The organism is Qipengyuania xiapuensis (genome assembly GCF_019711395.1).
GTDB classification, from domain to species: Bacteria; Pseudomonadota; Alphaproteobacteria; order Sphingomonadales; family Sphingomonadaceae; genus Qipengyuania; species Qipengyuania xiapuensis.
The window spans coordinates 482,217-507,874 of the sequence record NZ_JAIGNL010000001.1; the positions used below are offsets into that span (position 1 = coordinate 482,217).

The window sequence follows — 25,658 nt, forward strand, 5'->3', positions numbered from 1 at the left end:
GCTCAATTGGCTGGCTTTTGGCTCGCCGACCGTTGCCGCTCGCTTTCGAGCCGCCGGTCGAGCCACTCATTCGCCGACTTCATGTCAATGAGGCGGCGCGTCCCGACTTTGATAGTGTCGAACTCGACACCCATGAGCTCATTGACCTTTGTGCGGCCGAGCCCGGTGTAGGTCATGAAGTTGTTGATCGTCATATAGGCAGGCATAATCTCGGACATTGAATTCTCCTTAGTTCCGAGCGCCTATATAATTGATTTCACGAACCAATTTTACATTGGCAAGGCCTAAATGGCATAGAGAATCCAGTGAGTTTTCATGAGTGCGATAGCCTTTCGAAGGCTAAGCCAGAACAGAGAGTGGACCATCTTTGCCAGGGTTGCGAACCGCAATCAGATAGGTGGCCTTTGTGTCTGGGTCGTGGATGCGCAGTTGTTTCGCACTAAAGGCAAACTCAATATGCGTATTCGGGTCGCCAAATTCGATTGCACCGAAAACACTTTCCGGATCATAGGATCCGCGAGAACCGACCGGCTGCTCTCCCGTGACTGAAGCCAGCTGTCCGTAGCAATCGACCGCCGGCGGATGTGAACCTCGCCAGATCAGCTCACGCTTAGTGTCGCGCGCTTCAACCTCCAGAAAGACGGTGCTGGGCTTATCGGCTGTGGGCGGGCTAAGCGACAAGACCGTTTTGGCGATGTGGAGCGCATTGAAGGTCGATTTGCGTTGGCAATCCCAGGTCTCAACTGGCTTGAACTCTTCGAGTACGGTCTCGAATTCGCGCATAGTTTCACCCGCGAGCGGCATGCTGAAGCGAACTGAACTTGAGCTAAGTACAAGAAGGTCATCAAAGAAATGAAGCTGAGCGTCGGCTCCCAGCCGTCTGCTCACATTGAGGAACAGTTTGGCGTGAGAGAACCGCAGGGCAAATGGCTTCTCGAGCGTTTGGTCGAGGGGCACCCGAACGCACTTATTGAGGCTTCCCTGATAACAGTTGCCATTGGAGATATAGATATTCATGTCTTCGGGGTGCTCGTCGGCATTACGGACCCTATCAGCGTAAGGTTCAATGAAGCCGAGGGCCGGTCGCATAGCGCGTCGAAGCGCCGCAATCGCATGCTTATCGAGCCCAGTTTCGGGTAATTCTCCATCCAGGTCGTTTGCCCAGTCTGCCGGGATTGCCGTAAGCGAAAACTGAGTAGTTCCTCGCATGTGCAACTTGCCGCTGGTCGGATCGTATTCGACGACTTCGATAGATGCCTTATCTTTGACCGCGTCCGCCTGAGAGACGCGATAGCCGCCCGATCTTACCCATGAATGAAATTGGGCTATGAGTGGCTCCAAGGGCACCGCAATGACCAGCTCGGATTGGGGGCCTGGGAAAGATACCTGCGCGTCGATTTTAACGTACGATTTGGCTTCACCCACGATATGGCTGAGCTCGATTGAATCCTTGCGTAAACGCAAAGTCACTTTCGAAAGCTCGTGAAACGCAGCAGACTCTTTCGACGCTTTCTCCTTGGAAGTGATGTGAGGTTGTTCGCGAGCCGAGCTTCGGATCCATGCGCCAGGGTGCGGCAAGGTTGAAGGCTAGCGGTGTGGAGGAAAGCAGGTTGCCGAACAGGCGATTGCGATCAATTAAGGCGCCGCGTTCTTGGTAAGTGACCTCGAGCGCCGCGATGTCTGCGACCGTCGGTTTAAGGAAGTTGCGCCCATGGTCGGCGGCTTCCGCTGCCAGCCGTGAGCCGAGACGCTTCTTGCGTGCGCGGTTGTTTGTTTTGGAGCCCATCGGAAGGCCATGAGCCTCTCGCCACAGTGCTTGAAGTAGTCTGGCGCAACTGCGGAAGCGCGTGTCGTACTTCTCATGAACGTCATAACTCTTGAGAAGAGCAGGGCTTATAAGAGGAAGCTGGCGGTCCGGTTGACGAAGGCTAGCGAGCAAAGAGGTCTCCTGAGGTTTGCCCGCATTGGTTTGCGGACTGGCCCTCAGAATTCAGGGACGAGCTTGGGAAATTGCTTTCACCGCCGAAGACTTAAATCTCCTCCACGCTTGATGCAGATAGATTGGAAGAGAGAAGAAAGAGGAAGATAGGAATGGAAGAAGAGATAGGCAGCTTCTTTAGGCTCGGCGTCGCTCGAATATAACCAATCTGGCAACATCTGTCAATATTTTCAATATCTTACTGCCATATCGATTTGCGCTCTGGCGCGTCTTGTCCAGTGGTTTTACGTCTCCGCGTCATTTCCTGAGAGAAGCAACACGGGCTCGCTGTCCTCCGAGCGCACCCTTTCCAACCATTCTCGGCCATCGAGGCCAAGCGACTTGATGCGGGAGAGTGTATGCGGTGCCGAGAGCGCGATCTGGCTTCGTTCGAGGTAGGCGCTTCTTCTCGCATCAGCGTCAGCCTTTAGGCCTGTAAATGCGAGGACGTATTCGGGCGTCCCAACCCGCAAGGCGGACTGCCGCGCTTTCTCCTCGATCCACTCAGGAGTTCCAACTGGTTCAATCAGCCCTGCGAGCTGAGCACCAAGCTGTTCGGCGTTCTTAATTGCTAACGCAAAATCGTTGGTCGCAATACGGCAGGCAACTCGGGTTGTGCCGGCGAGGGCACAGGCATCGATGAAGGGTTCCATCTCTTCATAGCGGCGTGCTGCAAGTAGGTCTTCGGCGCGAACGAAAAAGACCTTCTGCAAATCATGAAGCTTGTCAGCGGCCCGCTTCCACTCGCTAGTGCTATCGTTCGCAAGCCAAGCCTCCTCGGCAACCTCACAGGCTGTATCGAGAGCAATAAAGTCTCGTTCGATCGCCTTGAGCTCAAGGCTTTCTATTTTGCGCGAGACACGATCCAAAGTCTCCTGGATCGACTCCACATTTTGGCGAATTCTCTCAAGGCGCTCCGACACGAGTGCATGGCTTATCAGAGTTGTGCCGATACCAACGCCGCTAAGAGCGAGGTTAGACAGGCCCATCGTTTTCAGTGTGTCGATCCCTGCGGCGATCGCACTATTCTGCTTGACCTGGATAGCCTGCCCAACAACCTGACCTGCGAGTTGGACGCCCGCACCGATAGGATTTAGCGACGCAAGGCCGTTGACGGCCGGAGCCATGGCGCCTGTTTCCACGAGGTGAGCCACGATGCCTGGCTGCCCGCGGCGAAAAAGCAACATGCCCACACGATGAACGATGTCTGCCTCATATTCCGCCCTGAATGCCGGCGGGATGGAGGCAAGAATGGTATCTTCAATCACGATAGCTCTCCTGCAGCCGCCTCGAAGGCATTTTTATACGCATCATCGAGTTGTCGCAGGACCGAAGGTGGAGAGACGGATTGATCGGTCGAGAGAAGCGCTCGTCTTACGTGGCTCTCAATACGTTTCATCATGCGATCTGCGCTGTAGGCGTGGAGCTTGCTGGTTTTGACAACGCCCGTGGCAAGTAGGGTGCCAGCCGCAGCCACACCGCCCACGACAATCGGCAAACTCACCGTGGATGTTGCTATCAAGCCGAAGGCGGCAGTGCCGGACACAACAGCGAAACTAGGCAGAGCGATGCCCATTGCGAGACCTCCTGCCAGGGGGGCAACACTAGACAGTACTGCCATCGCGGATTCGATGTGATCTTCCTCATCGCTGCTCGGCGACATAGCGGGGCTTAGCTCAAAGTGACGCTCTGCGAGATTGATCAGATCCTGGCGAGCGGCATTCGTCAGATCGGCAATCTTCGGTTCCAGGTGCTCAGTCAGGAGCGGGTCAATTTCCCGCACAATGTATCCATTGGGTTCGGTGAGGGCCGAACGCCACGAAACACCAGCGAGCTTCTCCGCAATAGTCGGTTTGAGATCAAGCCAGAGGCGATTTAGCTCTAGCGCTGCAGTACTTGAATGCTCGTCACGCCACTCAAGCAGACGGCGCCGCAAGTCGATGTTTTGAGGTGTCAAATTGCCCACCCTCTAATCTGTGCCCGCCAAACTCAAGACGGGTTTTGAGATCATTGCAAAGGAATTTTCGTCGCTTTTAGGAGGGTGACTAATTTTGTCGTCCCCAAGCTCTATTCTCGATGAAATGGAGGTGAATGGTATATGGCGGTTCCGCTAATATTGGTGGGTGTCTCTGCGCTTATCTTTATCTGTTTTGGCGAGATCATTATCGAATGGATTGTCAGGGTTTGTATCACCCTTCTGCTAGCGGGCAGTTTAGGTTTTCTCGGCCCGCAGATTGTGGGCCTCGATGGTTCGAAAGCCTCCCTACTTTTCCTCGTTGTCGCGCTGGGGAGCTATCTCCCGATTTTTAGGATGGTTTCTCGGTTTCGGGAGGGTAACTCTACATGCAAAGCATCGAGGTCAGCAGCGTGTACTGCTGATGGAGGCTCTGATCGCAAGGCTGCTGTCATACGTTCGGCTGACATTGACGCGGTAATCGATGATGATGCACCGGATGATTGGAAGCGCGCTTTTGCAATTTTGCCCGGCGCTGATTTTTCTGATGCTCAGGCGGCTTGTGCTGCTCTGCTTCAATTGGCCGAGGTCCCCTCAACCCTCAACCCTGAGCTAATTGAGAGAGCAGTGTTTATCCGCCGTCACTTGCCCGGTCTCTTATCGGATGCGAAACAGTTTTTGGCTGTGGTCGACGATCCTGACGAAAAGCACGCGATCCTACGCAACCTCGAAATTGATCTTATGGCGATGGGTAAAATGGCCCAAGCCGCATTAGACGCCAACCAATTGAACAAGCGAAGCGCTTGGGAAGTGCGGCACCTCCACGTCTCGTCGCGGCTTGATGATTTAACTTACGTAACCCGAGAGAATAATGGATGCGGTGCCCCTTGAAGCGATTCTCTCAGCGCCTAAAGTCCAAGACTTCAGAGCACATGGATTGCTTGCACCCTTTCAAGAGGTCACCATGGAAGGCGAAGCAGTGAACCATGATGTTTTCCTTCCAGGAGTTCCGGTCGAGAGATGTCTCGCCGCCCTAGCCGCAAGCGATGGGAATGAAGTTGCAAGTGGCAAGTTGGCTAGTCCGGAAAGCAGCGCGGCGCTCGCAGTCAATGCATTTGGTTGGTTCATTGAAAGGCCGGACGAACTCCCGGCTCTGCCTGGATTAGAATGGGTGGATTGGCCCGCCACACGTGTAGATGTGGAGCGCCAGATGCGCTTCCCATGGCGCGGGGGACGGCACCCTTGGCTTGATGCAGCGATAGAAACTGAGACGTATCTAATTGGGGTGGAATCTAAGCGGTACGAACCTTTTCGTGATACCAAGCAGCCAAGTTTTTCTGATGCTTATGAGCGCCATGACTGGGGCCAAGGCATGTGGAAATACGACTTGATTCGCCGCGGAATTAGCGTGGGTTCGATCAACTTTCGCTATCTCGACGTCGCGCAGCTTATCAAGCACGCTTACGGACTGCGCACGGAAGCCGGGCGGTTGGGGCTAAAGCCGGTTTTGTTTTACATCTTTGCTGAGCCAACTGAGCGCAATGGTCGCGAGATCTCGGCGGGCGCGCATGATCTCCACCGGAACGAGCTATTCATCTTCCAAAGTGAGCTGCAGACAGCCGGGCAAGACGTTTTGTTCGCCGCGTGCAGCTATCGTGAGTGGTTCGAAACTTGGCAAGGAGAAGCGAAAGATCATGCGAGCCGGCTAGTGTCGCGTTTCACTCCCTAGCTCTGCCTAGCCTTCCCATCTTAGCGGCTGCAGGCCACCGAACTCTGCTTCTGCAGCCTCGCCGCGGATAATCGGTGTACCCGGGTTGTCAGCGCAGTCAAAAGCAACATTGGCAAAATTTCCGAGATGGCTCAGGTGAGCGCACTCCCGCGCGACTGAAGTCCAATTATCCGGTATTTCCGCTACCTTTTCAGGGTATCTAGCTGCTCTTACGATGACCCATTCAGGGCCTTCATCACCCACGAACCAAATACTTGGTTCAACATCGGGGTCTGACTGGCTTGACATTATTGAGCGGCCCTCTGCCACAAGCCAGTCACGAACCACCTTTACAGCAAAATCGGCAAGCTCCCAGTCCGTCACTTCGATCTTCTCGTGGGTCGCCAATGTGAGAGGGTCGATTGGATGGTTGGTTCTTAAATCGATAAGACCCCAGTCTTCTTGAACTGGCCGCCAACCATTTTCGGTTTGTAGCATTGGCATCAGGCACGCGTGTCCGTTCCAGCCCTCAGCAATCTTTCTAAGGCCCGCACGGGTGCCAGGGACTTCAACGTTGTCATCCACATCCTCGGTCCTGACAAAATAGACTTGGTTGCCAAGGATGAATGATAGGTGCTCAAGAAATGGAGGGTGAGGGTTGGCTTTGAGCCAGCTTTGCAGACCTCCTTCAAAGAAACTTTGAAGATGGACGCCTGCTGCTCGCCACATTGAGATGAACTCTGGGGAAGGAGTCTCGCTCGGTATCGTAAATCTCATACTTTTGTCTGTGCCCCTGTTTGGTCCGAATGCACTCTCTCACCTGGCTTCACATTCTTTTGAGTTTCATCTCTGTAAGGTGCGTCTCTCGCGTTGGTAGGCGGGATTGGGCGGGTATGAATCTAGGCCTGCAATCCTAACAACAAATCGTCGAGCTATATTTGACCTTAGGCTTGGCGCCTTCCAACGATGATTGGGAAGTTTGTGGAGGTTGCAGTGTATGTGGGAGAAGGTGATTAAGAATGGCGCTTTGGGAATATTTCTAGTTCTAGGAGCTGGTCTCGTGGTCCTAGCACTTTCCCTCAACGCCCCCAATCTTCTCGGCTCCCGCGATGTCGCTGAAGAGAGCATTCCTGCGGACACAGACTTTCCCGTTGTCCTGCGGATCAAAGGAGGAATGCTGGAAGTTGCATCCGTGTCGGGAAGGAGAAATTTTCCCAAGACGAGCGATCCGCAAATCCTCGGCCAAGCTTTTCCCTATTGCCGAGAGCGCTCCAGTTGGACCGCTCCCTATAAGATAACTTACCGGGTTCATGTGGGAGAAGTTTGGAAGCTGAGAGCTGTTGATGGCCGGCTTATCGCTCGCGTCCCAGAATTAGAGCCGGCCCTTCCGGTGGCGATTGATACATCAAAAACTAAGGCTGGCGCAAAGGAGAGCTGCTGGTTTGTTCCGGATATGGGCACCCGCGAAAGAGCCTTTGAACAGATTAGTCCCATACTTGCCGAACTCGCCCGCTCGCGAAAGACGAAAGACTTCGCGCGAAGCGCCGCTCGTAAAACGATCACAGAGTTCTTACGGAATTGGGCATTCGATCAAACTCGATACCCAAACCTTCCCCCCGACGCGCCAATCACGGTCATTTTCCCAGGCGAGTGACAAGGGACGATCGCATTGTCGCTTAACTGTCGGGAGTGACTGTCTTTGTCACCCCCTGGTCGTAGATATGGATTGTCCGGACCTGAGCTGCCGGTCTTCAGAACGGAAACTAAATGCGACTTTACGAGGGTGAACTTCTCCATTCAGCGAGCGACCTCAACACCTTCATGGGGTGTCGACACGCTGTAGCACTGAACCGCCAGAAGCTTCTCGATCCCGCCAGTCTTCCCGATAAGGCTGCAGATGATGAGAGCGCCGTCCTCGTCCAAGACGCTGGCCATGAGCACGAGGCTCAATACCTGCGCTCACTGAATGCGATTGGCGAAGTTGCGGAGATATCTTCGAAGCAATCACTCGAAGCTCAACAATCAGAAACGATCGCTGCCATGCATGACGGGGTGCCGGTCATCTACCAGGGCACTTTTTTCGAACAGCCATGGCATGGCTTCACTGACTTTCTCCGCCGGGTGGATGTTCCCTCGGAGCTTGGCTCCTGGTCCTATGAAGTCGTAGATACAAAATTGGCTCGTACACCGAGCCCCAAGCACCTCCTTCAACTCGCGCTTTACAGTGAGCTCGTGGGCAGAGTGCAAGGCAAGACGCCCCATGAGATGCACCTCGTTCTTGGCAGCGGGGAAGAGGCCTCGTTCCGATCTGTTGAATTTGAACACACTCTGCGCGTGGCGCGTGGTCGCTATCTTGGTTTTATTGACACAGAGGTGTTGGCGACGCGGCCTGAACCGTGCTCAGCCTGCTCGCTGTGCGGCTGGCGTGATCTTTGTGCCGAGCAATGGAAGAGCGAGGATCATCTTAGCCAAGTCGCAGGCATGCAATCCTCACAGATTACGAAACTGCGCGACGCAGGGATTTCGACGGTTGAGGCGCTTGCGGCCTTGCCGCCTGATAGTCGGATCCCGAAATTGGCGGCGGCGACTTTCGAACGTTTGCGTGCGCAGGCAATCTTGCAGGTCGAGCGTCGCAATGGCGAGCCTAAATTCGAGAGATTGGATCTCGAACCTGGACGCGGCTTCCTGCGCATGCCGAGACCCAGTCCGCATGATCTCTTTTTTGATCTAGAAGGCGATCCGCTTTACCCGGACGGATTGGAGTATCTCTGGGGCGTACATTTCCGCGATGATGCTGGCACTCCCCAATTCCGCTTTGAATGGGCTCACAATCGCGACGAAGAGCGCGAAGCTTTTGAGCGGATGGTGGATTGGTTCGTCGACCACGTCAAACTCCATCCTGAGGCGCACATCTATCATTACGCGCCGTATGAAGTGACGGTTCTTCGTCGCTTATCGACTGCCTTCGCTAGCCGCGAGGCCGAGGTCGATTTCCTGCTGAGAGGTGAGAAGTTCGTCGATCTTTACGCCATAGCGCGCTCAGCCATCCGAACATCAGAGCCTGATCTGAGTCTGAAGACGCTTGAGACTTTCTTCGCCGAAACGCGGCTCGATGATGTGAAGAAGGCTGATCAATCGATCGTCCACTATCACCGCTGGCGAGAGACTGGCGATCAAGTATTGCTCGACGGCATTTGGGCCTACAATAAGGTGGACTGCGAGAATACCGAGGGGCTTCGTGATTGGCTGGCCTCTATCCGTCCCGAGCTCAAATGGTGGGAAAAGTCAGGCCCAGAGCCGAAACCAGAGAAGACTGAAAAGGCGCTCGAGCATGAAGCGAGGCTGGAGCAACTTCGAGAAGCTATTCGGAAGGACGACGTGCCTTTGTCAGAAAAGGCAAAGGAGCTTGCAGGCCATCTGCTCGATTTTCATAAGCGGTCTCAAAAGCCCGATCAGTGGGCGATCTTCGATAGATGTGAGCGTGACATCGATGAGCTTATTGATGATGGGGAGTGTATTGGTGGCTTAGAGCCAGCGGGCAATGATTGGCTCGTCGATGACAAGCGATCCCAAATTGCGACCTATCGCTTTCCAACTCAGGATACCAAGCTGCGCGAAGGCAAGGACGTGCTCCACGCGCCAACCCAGCAGCGGCTTGGAAAGATTGTTTCCTATGACGAAGAGCAAGGGCTTGTCTCCGTAAGGCGCGGAAAGGCGGCTGGAGAGTTCCCTCAATCTGGCTCAGCAATACCTACCTGGCCTATCGATACCAGCATCCTCGAGAGCGCAGTTGAGCGGGTCGTGAGGGCGTGGAGCGCGACGGGTCCAAGCGGCGATCTTCCCTATAAAGCTCTGGCTTCGATACTCGAGCGGCAGGCTCCTCAGTTCGGTAAGGGAACAGACGTGGATGCCCCTGGTCGTGCGCTGCTTAAAGGGGGCGAAGACTTGGTGACCGGGACCAGCCGGCTTGTAAGCTCGCTCGATCATTCATTCTTATTCGTTCAGGGTCCGCCCGGGACTGGCAAAACGCATACCAGTGCCCACGTCATTCTCGATCTTCTCAGATCCGGCAAAAAGGTCGGGGTTTCGTCCAACAGCCATAAAGCCATCAACAATCTCCTCGGCAAGGTTGAGGCGCTTGCTGCTAAACAAGGCGTAGGCATCCACGGCTGCAAAAAGGCTTCATCGAGCGATCCCGATTCACTGTTGAACGGTGACATGATTGTGGACGTCTTCGACAATGCGGCTGTCGAGGACGGGGATTACAATCTCGTCGGCGGCACAGCTTGGCTCTTTGCTCGCGACGCTCTCGATCAGCGGTTCGACTACCTCTTTATCGACGAGGCGGGGCAGGTGTCTCTGGGGCACCTTTTGGCGATGGGTGCGGCTGCGAAAAACATCGTTTTGGTGGGCGATCAAATGCAGCTCGCCCAGCCGATAAAGGGCGCGCATCCAGGAAAAAGCGGAGAGTCCGCTCTCGATTATCTGCTCCAAGGCGATGCCACGATTGCGCCGGAGCGTGGTGTTCTGCTTGACACGAGTTGGCGTATGCACCCGGAGATAACGCAATTTATATCGGCAGCAGTTTACGACGGCCGCCTTACCTCGCACCCAGACTGTGCCGTTCAGAATTTGCACCTGACGGGTGACATAGCGGGCGAACTGCCTCCCCGTGGGATCCGAATGGCCAACGTCGAGCATTTTGGCTGTCGTCAGCAGAGCGATGAGGAGGTGGCAGAAGTGGTGCGCTTGGTGCAATCGTTGCTCGGCCAAAGTTTCACCGATCGCCGGGCTCAATCTGGCAAGCTAAGCCTAGAGAACATCCTCATCGTCTCGCCTTTCAATATGCAAGTTAATGCATTGCGATCCGCGCTCCCTGAAGGTGCGCGCGTCGGAACGGTCGACAAGTTTCAGGGACAAGAAGCAGAGGTCGTTATCGTCAGCATGGCAACGTCCTCGCCGGAGGACCTGCCGCGAAATGTCGACTTCTTCTATTCGAAGAACCGGCTGAATGTTGCCATTTCGCGAGCCCGAACCCTGGCGATCGTGCTGGCTAACTCGCGTCTACTGGAACTCGAGGCGGGGACAGTGGAGCACCTACGCCTTGTCAACACGCTCGCCTGGCTTCAATCGGCGTCGTCTGATTAATTTCATGAGATAGAACAAGGGGTTTTATGGCCTTAGAACATGAACGCGATGAGGAAGAAGATGCCAAGCGGGAGGACTGGTCCGAGAAGGCAAAGAAGGAGGACATCAGGTGTGAAATCTGCGGAGAGCTGATTGAATATGACGACGTCGAAGGTCGGGGAAGCGAGACTCGGTGCTCAGCACACGTCGACACCTAAGGGCTGAGGATTGAGTGGCGGCTTTTGAGAGCCACCTGAGGAGATGAGTTTAGTGTCTGATGCAGATTGGTTTGTGATGCAGCCTGAGAAGGCCCAGGCCTATGGTCGGCCTGAAAAGGATGGCTTTCTCGTTCGAGCAGGTTCGACTGCGATGAAAGACGGTTCGCCAAAGGTGAAGCGCGATCGAGAAGAGCGTGATCGCCTTCTCCGCACCGGAGTTTTGGTGGAGGATGAGGATCCGACCCTTCTTCGGTTCGCACAGGATCATCTCTTCAACAGCCCGAGCATCGCTGGCGGCGTAGTCAAGGACGGCAATTGCAGCGGTCCGCAGAGCTGGCGCCGCGTCGGCGATCGGAAAAAGCTCTCTGAGGTTTGACAGAATTAGCGCAGCAGGATGAGCTCTGGATTGGCCCCGGCGCCCGCCCAGACAATCGCGTTCTGCTGAAAGATTCTACCCAGGTTGGAGGCCTCTTCTCGGTCTATTCCGAGAACGAGGAAACTCGGTTCGGGAGGCCAATCGCCTTCCGAACCGCGCCCTTCGCCTTCGAAGTAAATTAGCTCCAGCTTTTTGAGGTGAACTTCCAGGCGGTCATTTGCTTGCTGATTTTCCGTCTCACTCAGCTGTTCACCAAAAGGATTGAAAGCTGTGATGAAAGCGGCAGCCGAGCAGCCGTGCTCAGAGAGTAGCTTCGCGAGTTGCGGATTGTGGTGCTCAATGTGGAGCCAGATCTCGGGATCGGTGAAGACAACGTAATCTGTAAGTTGGTATGCTGAGATGAGCTCCTTGGGCAGTTTTGTAGAAGCTGCCTCACTCATGCAGCCTTCTCCATCTCGCCATCTCGCAGACCGACCATTTCCAGAAGTGCGGACAGTTTGTCTGGTGCCGATCTCGGATCGTCAAGCGCGATGCTGCCGATCAATATACGCGTGCTCTCAGTCCCGCATACTCGGTGCTCCGCGATAAGACCTTCTTCTGCCTGGAGCCCTTTATGGTGAGGGTAAAGTAGAAGAAGATCTGTGCATTGATAGACATGAGAATATGCCATCATCTGATAGATATCTTGTTGGCTGACACCCTGCTTCGGATCATCAATCGCGCCCTTCAGGCGTTTCCATTTGGTGTCGATTATCAATCGGTGTCCTGAGCTGTCCGAAAGCGTGATGTCAGGCTTGGTGGCGAAGCGGAACGCATCGCTTCCGTCTTCGCGCTTTTCCTGAAGAACGTAGCTTCTGGGCCCCTGCAACCGGACGCCGAGAGGCGTTCCGCGTAGTGAGCGTTGAAGCGCTCGCCCCACAAATTCTTCGAACAGCTTGTTCATCTCAAAAAGCAGAGAAAAGCCGCGGGCTCTCCCAAGGCTGGTCGTTTGAAATCGCTCGCCTAGGAGCAGTTTTGCCAGCGATAGCAGCTGCGCCCAGGAACGGTTGGTCCGGTCAATGACCACACGATCCCATCGAAGAGCTGAGACTGGAACGTCAGACACATCTGCAAATGCCAATTGAAGCTCAGAAAGCCGTCGCTTGTTCTCTTGCGCCTTCGCAATCTTGCCAAGCCTTACGACAGCCGCCTTCATGATTTGATTGAGCGCGATATCGGCACTTAGCTCATCAAAATGACAAGCGAGGCGCGAGGGATTTGCCGCTAGAGTGGAGAATTGACGGATTGCGTCGAGACGCCCGCGCAGAGCAGGAAGGTCGTCGCGATGTTCAATGTATCTGCGGGGCAAACCTCGATGTACCGCGCCAAAAAGGCGGTCGCAAAAAAGACGGATGAGTATCTCCAGCAGATCATCCTTCTGCCATCCGAGATCCGTGACCGCGCCGTCCGCTATTTCGAGGTCAAGGACTCCGCAGAGCATATGGATGAGGCTTTTCCGAGCCGCGTTATCTGCTTCGGCTCCTTCGATCTTGGGTAAGATCTCCAGCGCCATTCCGCCATCTGCTATGACCCCGACCGTTTGCTGAGCTCGAAGCTTAGCTGGGTGATTGATGAGTATTCTGTCGCCTTCTGATCCGCCCAAACCTGATAGCGCTGCAAGTTCGACGGCACGATCTGCATGAGCACGTGTAAAGGCATCCGGCCCATTGGGCTCAATTGGGAGGTAGTCCCATTCTTTGACCGTTCGAATGATCACGCGAGCTGTTCGTAGGCTTCGGGTGAGAAGGGGAATTTCACCTCATACCGGTAGCGATCTGAGGCATATTGGTCGCTCTCAGCGGATGGGCTTGAAAGCTTGGTCCGACGGATGAAGGAGCCATCGTCTCTTGTCTCGTTGAGGGCTTGTCTGACCCTTTCCCAGTCCTCGTAGAAATATTCCGTAAGGAGCGGAATGACCTTGTTCCGCATGATGTCGTCGACATCGTCCCTTGAGCTGCAATCCCAGAAGTAGGCATGGCCGATCTGATGATCCCGATCGAACAAGTATTCGATACGATCATTGAGTGCCTGCAGGAGACGCTGAAGATTAATGCCATCAACGTTCGCTGAAAGCAGGTGGGGACGCGGCATGAGTTCCTCGAACCTAAACCTGCGCCGAAGAGCAGTATCTAGGAGAGCGATCGACCGGTCGGCCGTGTTCATAGTGCCAATGACGTGCAGGTTAGAGGGCACTCCGAAGGTGTCCCCCGAGTATGGCAGTTTCACCTTGAGCTCGTTCTTTGCGCCGAGGCGTTTATCGGGCTCGAGCAGCGTGATCAGCTCGCCGAAAACTTTTGAGACATTGGCGCGATTGATCTCGTCGATGATCAACACGAACTGATCTGGTGCGCCTTCGTAGGTAGGCTCGTCAGTGGGTAAGAGGCGAGCGACGCCTTCCTTTTTGACCTTTGCCGTCTTGAGAGGGTAGCAAGACTGCATTGTGAATGCGCCATCATAGATGGTTTCAACGGGCAGCGCTTCGTCAAGCACAACGAGCCAGTCGACGTCACGGCGATGATTGTAGGTTCGAACATCGGTTGGTTCGAAGTAGTAGTCGCTTTTGACCACACCGATCGCGCGAAATTTCGAGTTTCCTTCCGATACGATGACGATGTCACCCACATTCATGGACGAGCGGAAACGCCAGACCTGTGAGATATTGCCAGCATTGCCACTGGTCCCTGGCTCAATCTCATTCCACTTGTCATGAATAGCTTGGTACTCATCATAGCGCGGATCAGACCAGTCGACTTCTCCGCCCCATCCAAGCACGATGTATCCGCCTTCGATGGCGGCATCATAGATATGGTCTTCAGAGCCTGCTCGTCCGAGCGACATCTTGAAGAATTGCCGCCCCGAAAGGTCAAAATCGCCACCCTTCCCGGAGGTCTTTCGCGCCTGTTCCGCTAGCTTCGAGATTTCTCTGAAGATCCCATCCCGAGGTTCGAGGCGGAAACCAGCCGAAGTTTCGTTGTCTTCGTTATCGCTGCCGCCAGTCTCAGGACGCAATCCCTCGACGAAGTCCTCATAGGAGTAGGATTGATGGAAAGTGACAAACCTGATTTGGCCGGCTTCCCTCAACACATTGTATCGATCCCTGGCTTGCTCAAAAGTCAAATTCGTCACACCGTCGATTAGCTCGATGGCTCTAGCGGTCGTGTTATAGGTTTTTCCGGTTCCAGGTGGGCCGTATAGAATGAGGTTTGTCGGGCCCCGAGCCTCCACAGTGCTCTCGCTCTTGGATTCTTCTTCCGTGCTTCCCTCGTCCGGCCAAGCACCTTCACGCGACGGGATAGGGGCCTTCCACTCCGCAATCTCATCAGATGAGCTATCTATGGCGTCGGCAAGCTCTTGGGCTTTTTCGTCTGACAAATGTCCATGGTCCGCGTCGAGAGCAATGCAGTGGGACGATTCATTTATCTCAAGGTAGGGCTTGCCCTGGAACTGGTAGATGTAACCTTGCACGGCCTCCGCCCTGGTTGATCCAGGAGCTTTCCTACCAAAGCGGGCCTGATAAGGATGCGTTGAGATAAACCACCAATCTAATCCAGCGTCATGAGCGGCTGATGCGATTGCACAGAAAGCTCCGGTCTCTTCGTCACTCCAGTCGGTACGAAGTGATTTGAAGGAGGGATTGATATCGAAGTGGGCTAGGATTTCGTCGTTCGACAAGGTGAAATTTCCTTTCTGCGAGACCACCCAAATGAAGCTTTGAACGTCCCAAAGGTCACGGGGCTGCCAGCCCCAGGCGCTCATCGCATCTTTCAGCTCCGTTCCGAAACGCAGAACGTCTTCGTATTCGGCCTGGGTAAGAGGATTGAAGCCGTAGATGCTGCGACCAAGCAGTTTCTTGCCAGCTCGCCAAAGGGGAGTGGTATTGATCCCTAAGGCTTCGTTTGGACGTAGTAGAGCCAATAGCATCGAGGGCAGATTTCGGCTTTCGCTGTAGGGCTTGCTGTCAGCTCCTTCGTCGAGCAATGGCCACACGGCGTCTACAAATTCTGAAAGTGCAACAGCCGCGTCCGCGGTGGATGAAGCGAGCTTGCCAGCCGCTCTTTCTAGCTGATTGGGATGTGAGGCGCGGATCGCTTTGATCCTGCCATCGGTGCGCCACCCGAGTAGCCCAGATTCCTTGCTCGTTATGAGATCGAGAAGCTGGCCACCTAGTTGCTCGGTGGTCTGTCCTGGCTCGCCGACAATGTCTGCTGCGCGATTAATGAGCGCTTGTTTATATCTTCGCTCTTCTTCGAAATACCCCCCTTCTCGGGCGGAAAAGGTCAGCTCTTCGAAATCGGGGAATGCAGCCAGAAACTTAGTTCTTAGCTCACTCAAGCCCTGCGGGTCCAATCCAATACGCGAGCCAAGATACCAATCCACGAGCGCGAGGAGCTCGGCGCGTGAGGTTGGCCGAATGCTGGCAACTGGCTCAGGGTGATTATGGGCTTGCTCATTTTTCTGATTGGTAAGCCCGGCAAGCCTTGCAGGTAGACCATCGTGCCTATCAACCAGTCGAGGGTGGAGAATGTGTTTGAAATCGAATGGTGGCTGGCCATTCGTGATCTCCACCCAAATCCATGGCTCTTCTTTGTTAGTTTGGAGAGCGATCTGGCGGCCGTCTCGTAGCTCCCACCAGACTGTATCACTGGTCGAGTTAACTTCGTCGCCCAGTAGCATCGTGAGCAGCTTTTGGGCCTGAGTGACCGAGAGGTCCTGCGACTCCGAGATTTGAAATTGGAAAAGTGCGTTGGGCTTGTCTGCGGGGCGAGGCCCGATCAGCTGAACGCCCGCTCCCTCAAGAAAAGGAGGTTCTGATATGGCACCGCACACATTTGCGGTGCGAGATTTAAGGTCAGCGGCAGCCTCGAGGTCGCCTGCACGAATTTCGCAGGTTTCTTCGCCTCGATCGATGCAAGGCAAAACGAAATCACGTAGCGCAATCTCGCGAATTTTATCTCGCTGACTGCTCTCTCGTTGGTCAGCGATCAAAAAGCGTCCCAAACCTTCCCCCTTCCGTTGCCGAAGGAGTAGACCAACCCCAGTGCTAGCGGCAAGGTCATACCGCACTGAATCAGAACTGATTTTGAGGAATTTATGTCTGAAGCCGATTTCTATTCAGCGGTCGACCGTATGCCGGATCACTTCCAGAAATTGATGTCTGGCGAACCCTTGCCGTTGCGACCGTCAAAGGAGTGGGCGGGGCTACACGCTATCTATGTCTTCTACGATGCTGAAGGGGAGCCTTGCCATGTGGGACGGACGAGGAATCTTCAGGGCCGCATTCGAGCTCATACAGCTAATAGCCATCATTCGGCTTCGTTTGCTTTCAAGCGCGCCAGGAAAGAGCTCGGGCTGAAAGCCACGTATCGCAAAGGGGAGGGAAGGGCGGCCCTGCTCACGCGGCCAGAATTTAGATCGGCATTCGACCGACATCGTGAAGAAATCCGGAATATGACAATTCGCTATGTCGAAATTGATTGCCCGATCGAGCAGCACCTATTCGAGCTCTACGCAGCAATGCGCCTCGGCACCTCGTTGAGTGAGTTCACGACGAGCTGATCTGTCGCTTTAATGCCCGTCTAAGGTGGAAATCGACCTACTCGAGAATGAGGTGTAGAAAGCGCACCTATGAACAAATACGGACAATGGCGCGCATTTATAGCAAGATTTTGAGAACAAAATCATTGTGATAGATGATTTTTGGGGGCTTATTTGGGGTCTCGAACAGATATCTCGACACTAAAATTAGATGATTCAGTCGCTTAAGCTATGATTTCGAGTTCTCTTCTGGCACCATTTCACTGAAAATTCTAGAAATCGATGGTGCTCACCAGATCGTCCGCGCTCGCGGCATTGCTGCCTGCCGGGCGGCGGATGAGGCGGTCTGATCGCGCCAATGGGTGCTGCGCGCCGCTTTGCTGGTTGCTCACGGGCACGAGGCCTTCTTCGGTCATTTCGGCGCGCAGGAAGGTTTCGCGCGGTCCGGTCGCCTCGACGGGCGCAGCAAGGGGCAGCGGTGCGAAGCGCAGCTCACACTTGACCGAGCCACCCTGCATCGCGGCGAGAAGCGGGCGCAGGAAAAGCCTTGCGGTCACCATCGCCGAGGTCGGGTTGCCCGGCAGGCCCAGCACGGTTTTCTTGCCGACCTTGCCCAGCCACACGGGCTTGCCCGGCTTGATTGCAATGCGTGAAAAAACCAGCTCCATCTCATGTGCGGCGAACATCGGGCGCGCGAGATCGTGATCGCCCACCGAGGCTCCGCCGATCACCACGACACAGTCTGCCGCTGCAAGCGCCTCTGCAGCGAGTTCTTCCAGTTCGCCCAGCTTATCGCGGCCGTGGGCGCTGGCGACGACTTCCGCATTGATGGCGCGGCACAGGGCCGCGACGCCGTGGCTTGCCGTTTCGGGCATGGTGTGCGCGCTTCCGTGAGCCTTGCCGGGCGCAACAAGCTCATCCCCGGTCGCGATGATGGCCACCTTCGGTCGCTTGCCGACATCGAGTGTGGTGCGATCCGCCGCGGCGGCGGAAATCATCGCCGGCGGGGTCAGCCGTGCTCCCATTGCCAGTAGCCGGTCGCCTTCGCTAAAATCGCTACCCGCAAAGCGGATGTGGCGCGCAGGTCCGTGTCCTTCGGAAAAGCGCACCAGCTCGCCCTCGCGCGTCGCGTACTCCTGCATGATGACGCAGTCGGCTCCTTCGGGAAGCGCGGCGCCGGTGAAGATGCGGATCGCCTCGCCGTCGCCGATCGAACCTTCGAAGGGCATGCCGGCGCGCGATTCTCCCGCGACGCGCAATGGCGCGCCGTTCTCGACCGTACCGATCGCGACCGCGTAGCCATCCATCGCTGAAACGTCCCGGCGCGGTGCGTCGCTGCGAGCGCTGATGTCACCGGACAGAAAACGTCCTGCCGCCTCGGTGAGGTGCACGGTCTCGCTGCCGAGAGGGGCGACGGCGCCGGAAAGAAGCGCGATGGCCTCGTCGAAGGAAATCATCCCGCAGCTTTCCTAGCCGCCGATCGAGGCGAGGTGCGGGGTCGAACCGCTGTTGCCATCATGCAGCCGGTGCGCACGCATCTTTCCGGGCATCGCCGCAAGGATGCGTTCGACCAGCTCGTCCTGCTGGTCGTCGCTCTGGAGGAGGTCGCGCAGGTCGAGGCCGTCATCGCCGAACAGGCACAGGTGCAGCTTGCCACGGCTCGACAGGCGCAAGCGATTGCAGTTGTCGCAGAAGCCCGCGGCATAGGGAGCGATCAGCCCGACCCGCCCCCGATAATCGGGATGGACAAAGTCGCGCGAGGGGCCCGCCCCTTCTTCGCGGGGCAATTCGCGCCAGCCCGCTTCCTCCAGCCGCGCAAGGATGGCGTGCCCCGGCGTAGACTGTTCGCGATGGAAGGGCGCATTGTCGTTGGTACGCATCAGCTCGATGAACCGCCAGGCGATGTCACGCTCGGCCACGAAGGCGAGGATGTCGTCCAGGCCCGATTCCCGCAGCTCGCGCAGCAGCACGCTGTTGACTTTGACCGAGGAGAAGCCGGCATCGAGCGCCGCATCCACACCGTTTACGACCTCGTCCAATCGGTCATGACCGGTGACACGGGCGAAGTCTTCGCGGTCGAGCGTGTCGATACTGATGTTGATCGCATCGATCCCCGCCGCTCGCCATTCGGGGGCATTTTCCGCGAGACGATAGCCATTGGTCGTCATCGCGAGGCGGCGGATGCCCTCGGTGCCCGCGATGCTCTGGGCGATATCGGCAAAATCACTCCGCACGGTCGGCTCGCCGCCGGTCAGCCTCACCTTCCAGAGGCCGAGCTGAGCGAATGCGCTCACGGCGCGGGCGATTTCGTCTGCCGAGAGTTCCGCAGGCAGGCCCTTCTGTTTCACGAAGCCGTTCGGCAGGCAGTAGGTGCAGCGAAAATTGCAGCGTTCGGTCAGCGAGACGCGAAGATAGGAAAAGCGCCGCCCGAAGCTGTCCGCAAGCGAGCCTTCCACCGGCATCGCGGCCGGGCCTTCGCCGCGAGAGGGAGGATCAAACAGCGCCATCGGGGCATTCCTATACGGTGCAAGGCGCGAAGACCACCGGATCCTCGGCAAGCTGCATCCATTGACAGTCGGCACTCTAATATTAGATAATACTCATATGACCCACGCCAACTCATCCAGCCGGCCCGACGCAGTGCTCGCAAAAGCGCGAGAACAGGTGCTTGCCGCCAGCGCGGACAAGCGGTTGCGTCCTTCGATTGCAGGGTTCTTCGACGAAGCGACCAATACGGTCAGTTACGTCATCCACGATCCCGCAACCAGCAAGGCGGCGATTATCGATTCGGTCCTCGACTACGATGCTGCCGCCGGCCGCACGTCGCAGGGCTCGGCAGACCTGATGATCGAGTATGTCGAGAAGCAGGGGCTCGAGGTCGAGTGGCTGATCGAGACCCACGCGCATGCCGACCATCTCTCGGCCGCGCCCTACATCCAGGAAAAGCTCGGCGGAAAGCTGGCCATCGGCCGCGAGATCATTCGCGTGCAGGAAGTGTTCGGCAAGCTGTTCAATGCCGGCACCGATTTCGAGCGCGACGGTTCGCAATTCGACCATCTCTTCGAAGATGGAGAGACACTCCAACTCGGCGAAATCCAGATGATCGCGCTGCATGTGCCCGGCCACACGCCGGCCGACTATGCTTTCATCTTCGGCGATGCTGCATTCGTCGGCGACACGATCTTCATGCCCGACTTCGGTACCGCGCGGGCGGACTTTCCCGGCGGCGATGCGCGCCAGCTCTATCGTTCGATCCGGCGCCTGCTCGCGCTTCCCGAAGAGACGCGCCTGTTCCTGTGCCACGATTACAAGGCGCCGGGACGTGACGAATATGCGTGGGAGACCACCGTCGGACAGCAGAAGCGCGAGAACGTCCACGTGAAGGACGGCACCAGCGAAGACGAATTCGTGGAAATGCGAACCGCGCGCGACAGCACGCTGGCGATGCCGCAGCTCATCATGCCCAGCGTGCAGGTGAATATCCGTGGCGGGCGACTGCCTGAGCCGGAGGAGAATGGCGTGAGTTACATCAAGATCCCGGTGAACGCGGTATGACGCTGCCAGGCTTTCCCGATGCCGCACCCCTCGCCGGGCTGGCCGGCGGCGTACTGATCGGCCTCTCGGCAGCCCTGATGCTGCTCGGGGCGGGCCGCGTTACCGGCATTTCGGGCATCGTGGCCCGTGCCTTCGGCATCAGTGATAGCGGCATGTCCTATTCGAGTGCATGGACCTTCGTGATCGGCCTGCCGATCGGCGCGGCGCTCGTCACCTGGCTGACCGCTGCACCCACGCCCGAATTCATGCCGCTGCCGTTGCTGGCGGTTGCCGGGGTCCTCGTGGGCTTCGGTGCAAGGCTGGGCAGCGGTTGTACCAGCGGTCACGGCGTGTGCGGTGTCAGCCGCCTGTCGCAGCGTTCGCTGGTGGCGACCGCGACTTTCATCACGGCAGGCATTGCCACCGTCGCTGCAATGGGGGCGTTCTCGTGATCCGCAGCCACCTTCCTCCGCTCGTATCGGGCACGCTCTTCGGCGCCGGGCTCGCGCTCGGCGGGATGACCAACCCGGAACGTGTTCGCGGCTTCCTCGACGTGTTCGGCAACTGGGACCCGACGCTGGCCTTCGTGATGGGCGGCGCGGTCTTGGTCATGGCCGTCGCATGGCGCTTCGTGCCGCGCATGAAGCACCCGCTCTTTGCGCCAAAGTTCGCGCTTCCCGATCGCAGCGACCTGACGCCGCAGCTGATCGGCGGTGCCGCGATCTTCGGTGTGGGCTGGGGACTTGCCGGGCTCTGCCCCGGTCCGGGCGTGGCGATCCTCTTCGTCCACCCGCTCGAGGCCGCGGTCTTCGTCGTCAGCCTGCTCGCAGGGATGATGCTGCAGCGGCTGGTGTCCGAGCGCGCGTCACCCGCCGCTTCCAGCTGAACCGGATTGTTGCGCTCAGGCGCAGAACTGTTCGTAGAGCGTACCGATGACCGCCTGAACGTCCTCGCTGTCGAGCGAGTAATAGACGAACTGCGAGCTGCGCCGCGTCTTCACCAGACCTTCGCGCCTCAGCAGCGAAAGGTGCTGGGACAGGGCTGACTGGGACAGCGGAATGACTTCCGCGAGTTCACCGACGGACATTTCGGACTGGGATAGCTGGCACAGGATCAGCAGGCGTGATTCATTCGCCATCGATTTCAGGAGCGCTGTCGCGCGCGCGGCATTCTCCTGCAAAAGTTCCATAGGTAAGTCTGGCATGTTTCCGCCCCGAATGTACCTCCGATCCCCTTACGAAGATTAGCCACCCGTTTCATTTGGTGCAACACGCACAAGGTGCATGGCGGCGAATCTTGATTATCCTTTCCGATCAGCCTGTTGAATGCGCGCAAGCTGGCGGAAAATCGGTCACTTTCGCGGATTCCCATCAATCCTGTTGCTTTTGCGCCGGCTTTCGCATTGTGTGCGTCCGCGTAAACAAGAGGAGAGAGAGATGGGTGAGAGCGGCTCGAACGGACCGCTGACAGGCCTCAGGGTCGTCGAGTTCCAGGGTATCGGCCCGGGCCCGCACGTGGCCATGCTGCTGGCCGACCTCGGCGCGGAAGTGGTCAGGATCGAGCGGCCGGGGCACCAGCCCATGAACACCGTCGTAGAGCGCGCAAGGCATCGCGCCGCCGTCGATCTCAAGAGCGAGGACGGGCTGGTTTTCGTAAAGAAGGCGCTCGCCAATGCGGACGTGCTGATCGAGGGCTTCCGACCCGGCGTGATGGAACGCCTCGGTCTAGGTCCCGATGTCGTGCTCGAAGCCAACCCACGTCTCGTCTACGCGCGCATGACCGGCTGGGGTCAGGACGGTCCCCTCGCGCATGCTGCGGGTCACGACCTCAATTACATTGCCATCACCGGCGCGCTCGACAGCATCGGCGCGAGGGGCGAACTGCCGATCCCGCCGCAGAACCTCGTCGGCGATTTTGGTGGCGGCTCGATGTATTGCGCCTTCGGTATTCTCGCCGCGCTTTATGAGAGGCAGAGCAGTGGCAAGGGACAGGTGGTCGATGCGGCGATCGTCGACGGCGTCACCAGCCTGATGAGCTTCTTCTACGGCCAGCCCCACAGTGCGCTCCGCACCACGGAGCGCGGCGCAGGCCTGCTCGGCGGCGCGGCGCATTTTTATCGCTGTTACACCTGTGCCGACGGCAAGGAAGTCAGCGTCGGCGCAATCGAACCGCAATTCTATGCCGAGCTGCTCCAGCGTGCAGATGCGCCCGAAGAGCTACGCGAAGGGCAGATGGATCCCGCCAACTGGGACGATTACACCGAAAGGCTCGCCGCGCTGTTCAAGACGAAGCCGCAGGCCGAATGGGTCGAACTGCTCGAAGGCACCGATGCATGTTTTGCGCCGGTCGTCCCCTTGGACGAGGCGAAGGACCATCCGCACATGAAGGCACGCGGTGCATTTGTCGATCATGGTGGGCGCTCGCACACCGCTCCGGCTCCGCGCTTCGACCGCACGCCGGGGGTGATCCGCGACAGTGCACAGGACGGCGAAGAGGTGGTGGCGCGCTGGTCGCAAGGGAGCTAGAGAGCCGCGCATAAGGAGAGAATTCCCAATGCGCGATTGCACCAAGTTCTACATCGACGGCCAGTGGGTCGACCCGGTCACCGAAAACACGCAGCCGGTCGAAAACCCCGCCACCGAAGAGACCATCGGTCACATCAGCTTCGGCACCAAGGCCGATGTCGACAAGGCGGTCGCCGCCGCACGCCGCGCGTTCGAGAGCTTCAGCCAGACCACCAAGGAAGAGCGCCTCACCCTGCTGCGCGCGATCCAGGCCGAGATCGCCAATCGCAAGGACGACCTCGCTCTGGCGGTCAGCGACGAGATGGGCGCGCCGATGAGCCTCGCCAACGGTCCGCATACCGGCCTCCTTGCCGGTCACTGCCAGACCGCGATCGAGGTGCTCGAGAAGTTTGAATTCGAACGCCAGGACGGCCCGACGCTCCACATTTGGGAGCCGATCGGCGTGGTCGGCATGATCACCCCATGGAACTGGCCGCTGAACCAGATCGCCTGCAAGGTCTTCCCCGCGCTGGCGACCGGCAACACGATGATCCTCAAGCCCAGCGAGATCGCGCCTTTCGACGCCTATATCTTTGCCGAGATCATGGATGCGGCGGGCGTGCCTGCGGGCGTGTTCAACCTCGTCAACGGTGACGGGCCGGGCGTCGGCGAAGCGATCTCGGGCCATCCCGACATCGACATGGTCAGCTTCACCGGCTCGACGCGCGCGGGCATCCTGATCGCCAAGAACGCTGCCGATACGGTGAAGCGCGTGGCGCAGGAACTGGGCGGCAAGAGCCCCAACATCATTCTCGACGACAGCGCATTCACCCAGTCGGTGATGCGCGGCACCACCGCCATGATGGGCAATTCGGGCCAGACCTGCACTGCACCCAGCCGCATGCTTGTCCCCCACAAGCGCATGGAAGAAGCCAAGGCCGCGGCCAAGGAAGCTGCCGAAGGCGTGATCCCCGGCGACCCCAGGGGCAATGCCACCATCGGACCGGTGGTCTCACGCGCGCAGTGGGACAAGATCCAGGGCCTGATCGAGAAGGGTATCGAGGAAGGCGCAACGCTGGTTGCAGGCGGCCCCGGCAAGCCCGAGGGGCTGGAGACCGGCCACTATGTGAAGCCCACCGTCTTCGCCGATGTCACCAACGACATGACCATCGCGCGCGAGGAAATCTTCGGGCCGGTCCTCGCGATCCTCGGCTATGATGATTACGAGGACGCGATCCGCATCTCGAACGACACCGAATACGGCCTCGCCAGCCACATCATGGGCGAGGATATCGAGACCGCGAAGAAGCTCGCCAAGCGCATCCGTGCAGGCCGTGTCGCAATCAACGGCGGCTACGATATGAACGCGGCCTTCGGCGGCTACAAGAAGTCGGGCAATGGCCGCGAATGGGGCGAATGGGGCTTCCACGACTTCCTCGAAGTCAAAGCGGTCATGGGACACGGCTGATGGCGGGCAAGTTCTTCGACGAGTGGAAGGTTGGCGACAAGCTGACCCACGAAATCCGCCGCACGGTGACCGAAGCGGACAATCTCTTCTTCACCGTGATGACCCACAATCCGCAGCCGCTTCACCTCGATGTCGAAGCGGCCAAGGAGAGCGAGTTCGGCAAGATCCTCGTCAACGGGACCTACACCTTCTCGCTGATGGTCGGCCTGAGCGTCGGGGACACCACGCTCGGCACGCTGGTGGCGAACCTCGGCTACGACAAGCTGGTCATGCCCAAGCCGGTCTTCATCGGCGATACGCTGCATGCTACCAGCGAGGTGATCGGCCTTCGCGAGAGCAAGTCGCGAACCGATACGGGAATCGTGACCTTCCTCCACGAGGCGGTGAACCAGCGCGGCGAGGTTGTGTGTCGCTGCGAACGGTCTGCACTGCTCAAGAAAAGCGCCTGAAACCCGCTTCTTGCACCCCAAATGCCCTTTCGCGCATTGAGGAGTGAAGGGGAGAGTGCATGAGCGACAAGCGATCAGGTCACGAGCCCGAAAGCGTCGAGGACGTTATCGGCGAACTGGACGAGCTCGCCTCCCATAGCGAGAAGGTCAGGATCGGTGACGTGCTCGACGATTTCGGTGGGCGCAGTTTCGGTCCCTTCATCCTTATCTTCGCGCTCATTGAAATCACTCCGATCGGCGCCATTCCCGGCGCGCCGACCGTCCTCGCCTCGATCATCGCGCTGGTCGCCGTGCAGATGCTTTTCGGCAAGGACCACATCTGGATGCCGCAATTCATCCAGGACCGCGCGGTCGGTTCCAAGAAGCTGCACAAGGCGGTGACCAAGCTGCGGGGCGTCGCGCACTGGCTCGATCATCATAGCCGCGACAGGCTCGGTTTCTTTACGGAAGGCAAGTGGCTGAGGTTCGCCGCAATCGCGATCCTGATGCTCTGCGCTACCGTTCCTCCGCTCGAAGTCCTGCCCTTCGCAAGCTCCGCCCCGATGCTCGCGATCGCGGCCATTGCGCTCGCGCTGATTGTGCGTGACGGTCTGGTGATGCTCGCCGCGCTGCTGCTGGCGGCAGCGGCTCTCGTTGCCGGAACCTATTTCTACAATAGTTCGGATGAAGAGGGTGAGGCGGGCGGCATGGCTCTCCGGCAGCCACCCGCCATCGAGCTTCGCTTGACCTGACTGCGTCCCTTCGCGCACATTCCCCGAGGGAGAGGGG

Annotated in this window: 25 protein-coding genes; 13 read left to right on the forward strand and 12 right to left on the reverse strand. The window is 57.6% G+C overall.

Annotated elements, in window-relative coordinates:
- Positions 1-2: 2 nt before the first annotated feature.
- The 5 genes from K3163_RS02375 to K3163_RS02395 all read right to left on the reverse strand — a co-directional run bounded on the left by K3163_RS02375 (position 3) and on the right by K3163_RS02395 (position 3,935).
- Positions 3-218 (reverse strand): hypothetical protein, encoded by a 216-nt coding sequence (locus K3163_RS02375; protein ID WP_221551767.1) that lies wholly within the window; start codon positions 216-218, stop codon positions 3-5.
- Between the two features lie 121 nt (positions 219-339).
- Positions 340-1,425 carry a hypothetical protein gene (locus K3163_RS02380; RefSeq protein WP_221551769.1) on the reverse strand — a complete coding sequence of 362 codons (1,086 nt, stop codon included), beginning with the start codon at positions 1,423-1,425 and terminating at the stop codon, positions 340-342.
- Positions 1,418-1,939: a hypothetical protein gene (locus tag K3163_RS02385; RefSeq protein ID WP_345719691.1), complete on the reverse strand. Its 522-nt coding sequence runs from the start codon at positions 1,937-1,939 to the stop codon at positions 1,418-1,420. Before K3163_RS02385 ends, K3163_RS02380 begins: the two co-directional genes overlap by 8 nt.
- A 284-nt stretch (positions 1,940-2,223) precedes the next feature.
- Positions 2,224-3,246, reverse strand: coding sequence for a hypothetical protein (locus tag K3163_RS02390; RefSeq protein ID WP_221551773.1), 1,023 nt, complete (start codon positions 3,244-3,246; stop codon positions 2,224-2,226).
- A complete protein-coding gene (locus tag K3163_RS02395; RefSeq protein ID WP_221551775.1) occupies positions 3,243-3,935 on the reverse strand; it encodes a hypothetical protein in 693 nt (230 codons plus the stop codon). Before K3163_RS02395 ends, K3163_RS02390 begins: the two co-directional genes overlap by 4 nt.
- Positions 3,936-4,076: 141 nt before the next feature.
- On the opposite strand from K3163_RS02395, the gene K3163_RS02400 reads away from it, so the two are divergent.
- Both K3163_RS02400 and K3163_RS02405 read left to right on the forward strand, forming a co-directional pair.
- Positions 4,077-4,823, forward strand: a complete 747-nt coding sequence (locus K3163_RS02400; protein ID WP_221551777.1) for a hypothetical protein — start codon at positions 4,077-4,079, stop codon at positions 4,821-4,823.
- Positions 4,804-5,661, forward strand: a complete 858-nt coding sequence (locus K3163_RS02405; protein ID WP_221551779.1) for a PGN_0703 family putative restriction endonuclease — start codon at positions 4,804-4,806, stop codon at positions 5,659-5,661. Before K3163_RS02400 ends, K3163_RS02405 begins: the two co-directional genes overlap by 20 nt.
- A gap of 6 nt (positions 5,662-5,667) precedes the next feature.
- Here the strand turns inward: K3163_RS02405 and K3163_RS02410 are convergent, their stop codons facing one another.
- Positions 5,668-6,417: a hypothetical protein gene (locus K3163_RS02410; RefSeq protein WP_221551781.1), complete on the reverse strand. Its 750-nt coding sequence runs from the start codon at positions 6,415-6,417 to the stop codon at positions 5,668-5,670.
- 220 nt (positions 6,418-6,637) lie between these two features.
- On the opposite strand from K3163_RS02410, the gene K3163_RS02415 reads away from it, so the two are divergent.
- The 3 genes from K3163_RS02415 to K3163_RS02425 all read left to right on the forward strand — a co-directional run bounded on the left by K3163_RS02415 (position 6,638) and on the right by K3163_RS02425 (position 11,361).
- Positions 6,638-7,294, forward strand: a complete 657-nt coding sequence (locus K3163_RS02415) for a hypothetical protein (protein WP_221551784.1) — start codon at positions 6,638-6,640, stop codon at positions 7,292-7,294.
- Positions 7,295-7,407: 113 nt separating this feature from the next.
- Positions 7,408-10,788 carry a TM0106 family RecB-like putative nuclease gene (locus tag K3163_RS02420; protein WP_221551786.1) on the forward strand — a complete coding sequence of 1,127 codons (3,381 nt, stop codon included), beginning with the start codon at positions 7,408-7,410 and terminating at the stop codon, positions 10,786-10,788.
- Between the two features lie 249 nt (positions 10,789-11,037).
- On the forward strand, positions 11,038-11,361 hold the full coding sequence (locus tag K3163_RS02425) for a DUF4357 domain-containing protein (RefSeq protein ID WP_221551793.1): 324 nt from the start codon (positions 11,038-11,040) through the stop codon (positions 11,359-11,361).
- A gap of 5 nt (positions 11,362-11,366) precedes the next feature.
- Here the strand turns inward: K3163_RS02425 and K3163_RS02430 are convergent, their stop codons facing one another.
- Genes K3163_RS02430 through K3163_RS13605 form a run of 3 tightly spaced genes read right to left on the reverse strand, consistent with a single transcriptional unit; the run spans position 11,367 to position 16,398 of the window.
- Positions 11,367-11,801, reverse strand: coding sequence for a DUF3293 domain-containing protein (locus K3163_RS02430; protein ID WP_221551803.1), 435 nt, complete (start codon positions 11,799-11,801; stop codon positions 11,367-11,369).
- The gene (locus tag K3163_RS02435) at positions 11,798-13,117 is read right to left on the reverse strand and encodes an McrC family protein (protein ID WP_221551805.1); all 1,320 of its coding nucleotides are present in this window, start codon (positions 13,115-13,117) and stop codon (positions 11,798-11,800) included. Before K3163_RS02435 ends, K3163_RS02430 begins: the two co-directional genes overlap by 4 nt.
- Positions 13,114-16,398 carry an AAA family ATPase gene (locus tag K3163_RS13605; RefSeq protein ID WP_221551807.1) on the reverse strand — a complete coding sequence of 1,095 codons (3,285 nt, stop codon included), beginning with the start codon at positions 16,396-16,398 and terminating at the stop codon, positions 13,114-13,116. The genes K3163_RS02435 and K3163_RS13605 overlap by 4 nt, the downstream gene beginning before the upstream one ends.
- Before the next feature lie 93 nt (positions 16,399-16,491).
- On the opposite strand from K3163_RS13605, the gene K3163_RS02445 reads away from it, so the two are divergent.
- A complete protein-coding gene (locus K3163_RS02445) occupies positions 16,492-16,956 on the forward strand; it encodes a GIY-YIG nuclease family protein (RefSeq protein WP_221551809.1) in 465 nt (154 codons plus the stop codon).
- 251 nt (positions 16,957-17,207) lie between these two features.
- Here K3163_RS02445 and K3163_RS02450 read toward each other — a convergent pair whose 3' ends face one another.
- Both K3163_RS02450 and moaA read right to left on the reverse strand, forming a co-directional pair.
- Entirely contained in the window at positions 17,208-18,392 is a 1,185-nt protein-coding gene (locus tag K3163_RS02450) for a molybdopterin molybdotransferase MoeA (RefSeq protein WP_221551811.1), read from the reverse strand.
- A 12-nt stretch (positions 18,393-18,404) separates the two neighbouring features.
- On the reverse strand, positions 18,405-19,442 hold the full coding sequence (gene moaA / locus K3163_RS02455; protein WP_221551820.1) for a GTP 3',8-cyclase MoaA: 1,038 nt from the start codon (positions 19,440-19,442) through the stop codon (positions 18,405-18,407).
- Between the two features lie 97 nt (positions 19,443-19,539).
- Between moaA and K3163_RS02460 the strand changes: the two genes are divergently transcribed.
- The 3 genes from K3163_RS02460 to K3163_RS02470 are packed head-to-tail and all read left to right on the forward strand — an operon-like array spanning position 19,540 to position 21,355.
- Positions 19,540-20,490 carry an MBL fold metallo-hydrolase gene (locus tag K3163_RS02460; RefSeq protein ID WP_221551831.1) on the forward strand — a complete coding sequence of 317 codons (951 nt, stop codon included), beginning with the start codon at positions 19,540-19,542 and terminating at the stop codon, positions 20,488-20,490.
- The gene (locus tag K3163_RS02465) at positions 20,487-20,921 is read left to right on the forward strand and encodes a YeeE/YedE family protein (protein WP_221429364.1); all 435 of its coding nucleotides are present in this window, start codon (positions 20,487-20,489) and stop codon (positions 20,919-20,921) included. The genes K3163_RS02460 and K3163_RS02465 overlap by 4 nt, the downstream gene beginning before the upstream one ends.
- Entirely contained in the window at positions 20,918-21,355 is a 438-nt protein-coding gene (locus K3163_RS02470) for a DUF6691 family protein (RefSeq protein WP_221551833.1), read from the forward strand. Before K3163_RS02465 ends, K3163_RS02470 begins: the two co-directional genes overlap by 4 nt.
- A 15-nt stretch (positions 21,356-21,370) precedes the next feature.
- Here the strand turns inward: K3163_RS02470 and K3163_RS02475 are convergent, their stop codons facing one another.
- Positions 21,371-21,673: an ArsR/SmtB family transcription factor gene (locus tag K3163_RS02475; protein WP_247712437.1), complete on the reverse strand. Its 303-nt coding sequence runs from the start codon at positions 21,671-21,673 to the stop codon at positions 21,371-21,373.
- Between the two features lie 232 nt (positions 21,674-21,905).
- On the opposite strand from K3163_RS02475, the gene K3163_RS02480 reads away from it, so the two are divergent.
- The 4 genes from K3163_RS02480 to K3163_RS02495 are packed head-to-tail and all read left to right on the forward strand — an operon-like array spanning position 21,906 to position 25,621.
- Entirely contained in the window at positions 21,906-22,994 is a 1,089-nt protein-coding gene (locus K3163_RS02480; RefSeq protein WP_221551835.1) for a CaiB/BaiF CoA transferase family protein, read from the forward strand.
- A 28-nt stretch (positions 22,995-23,022) separates the two neighbouring features.
- Entirely contained in the window at positions 23,023-24,441 is a 1,419-nt protein-coding gene (locus K3163_RS02485; RefSeq protein ID WP_221551837.1) for an aldehyde dehydrogenase family protein, read from the forward strand.
- Positions 24,441-24,890, forward strand: coding sequence for a MaoC family dehydratase (locus K3163_RS02490; protein WP_221551847.1), 450 nt, complete (start codon positions 24,441-24,443; stop codon positions 24,888-24,890). Before K3163_RS02485 ends, K3163_RS02490 begins: the two co-directional genes overlap by 1 nt.
- A 59-nt stretch (positions 24,891-24,949) precedes the next feature.
- The gene (locus K3163_RS02495; protein ID WP_221551849.1) at positions 24,950-25,621 is read left to right on the forward strand and encodes an exopolysaccharide biosynthesis protein; all 672 of its coding nucleotides are present in this window, start codon (positions 24,950-24,952) and stop codon (positions 25,619-25,621) included.
- Positions 25,622-25,658: the final 37 nt, after the last annotated feature.

What these genes read in the sequence shown, in the direction of transcription:
- K3163_RS02375 (WP_221551767.1), bottom strand. Translation starts at nt 218, where the DNA reads ATGTCCGAGATTATGCCTGCCTATATGACGATCAACAACTTCATGACC.
- K3163_RS02400 (WP_221551777.1), top strand. Translation starts at nt 4,077, where the DNA reads ATGGCGGTTCCGCTAATATTGGTGGGTGTCTCTGCGCTTATCTTTATC.
- K3163_RS02405 (WP_221551779.1), top strand. Translation starts at nt 4,804, where the DNA reads ATGGATGCGGTGCCCCTTGAAGCGATTCTCTCAGCGCCTAAAGTCCAA.
- K3163_RS02410 (WP_221551781.1), bottom strand. Translation starts at nt 6,417, where the DNA reads ATGAGATTTACGATACCGAGCGAGACTCCTTCCCCAGAGTTCATCTCA.
- K3163_RS02415 (WP_221551784.1), top strand. Translation starts at nt 6,638, where the DNA reads ATGTGGGAGAAGGTGATTAAGAATGGCGCTTTGGGAATATTTCTAGTT.
- K3163_RS02420 (WP_221551786.1), top strand. Translation starts at nt 7,408, where the DNA reads ATGCGACTTTACGAGGGTGAACTTCTCCATTCAGCGAGCGACCTCAAC.
- K3163_RS02430 (WP_221551803.1), bottom strand. Translation starts at nt 11,801, where the DNA reads ATGAGTGAGGCAGCTTCTACAAAACTGCCCAAGGAGCTCATCTCAGCA.
- K3163_RS02445 (WP_221551809.1), top strand. Translation starts at nt 16,492, where the DNA reads ATGTCTGAAGCCGATTTCTATTCAGCGGTCGACCGTATGCCGGATCAC.
- K3163_RS02450 (WP_221551811.1), bottom strand. Translation starts at nt 18,392, where the DNA reads ATGATTTCCTTCGACGAGGCCATCGCGCTTCTTTCCGGCGCCGTCGCC.
- moaA (WP_221551820.1), bottom strand. Translation starts at nt 19,442, where the DNA reads ATGGCGCTGTTTGATCCTCCCTCTCGCGGCGAAGGCCCGGCCGCGATG.
- K3163_RS02460 (WP_221551831.1), top strand. Translation starts at nt 19,540, where the DNA reads ATGACCCACGCCAACTCATCCAGCCGGCCCGACGCAGTGCTCGCAAAA.
- K3163_RS02465 (WP_221429364.1), top strand. Translation starts at nt 20,487, where the DNA reads ATGACGCTGCCAGGCTTTCCCGATGCCGCACCCCTCGCCGGGCTGGCC.
- K3163_RS02475 (WP_247712437.1), bottom strand. Translation starts at nt 21,673, where the DNA reads ATGCCAGACTTACCTATGGAACTTTTGCAGGAGAATGCCGCGCGCGCG.
- K3163_RS02480 (WP_221551835.1), top strand. Translation starts at nt 21,906, where the DNA reads ATGGGTGAGAGCGGCTCGAACGGACCGCTGACAGGCCTCAGGGTCGTC.
- K3163_RS02485 (WP_221551837.1), top strand. Translation starts at nt 23,023, where the DNA reads ATGCGCGATTGCACCAAGTTCTACATCGACGGCCAGTGGGTCGACCCG.
- K3163_RS02490 (WP_221551847.1), top strand. Translation starts at nt 24,441, where the DNA reads ATGGCGGGCAAGTTCTTCGACGAGTGGAAGGTTGGCGACAAGCTGACC.
- K3163_RS02495 (WP_221551849.1), top strand. Translation starts at nt 24,950, where the DNA reads ATGAGCGACAAGCGATCAGGTCACGAGCCCGAAAGCGTCGAGGACGTT.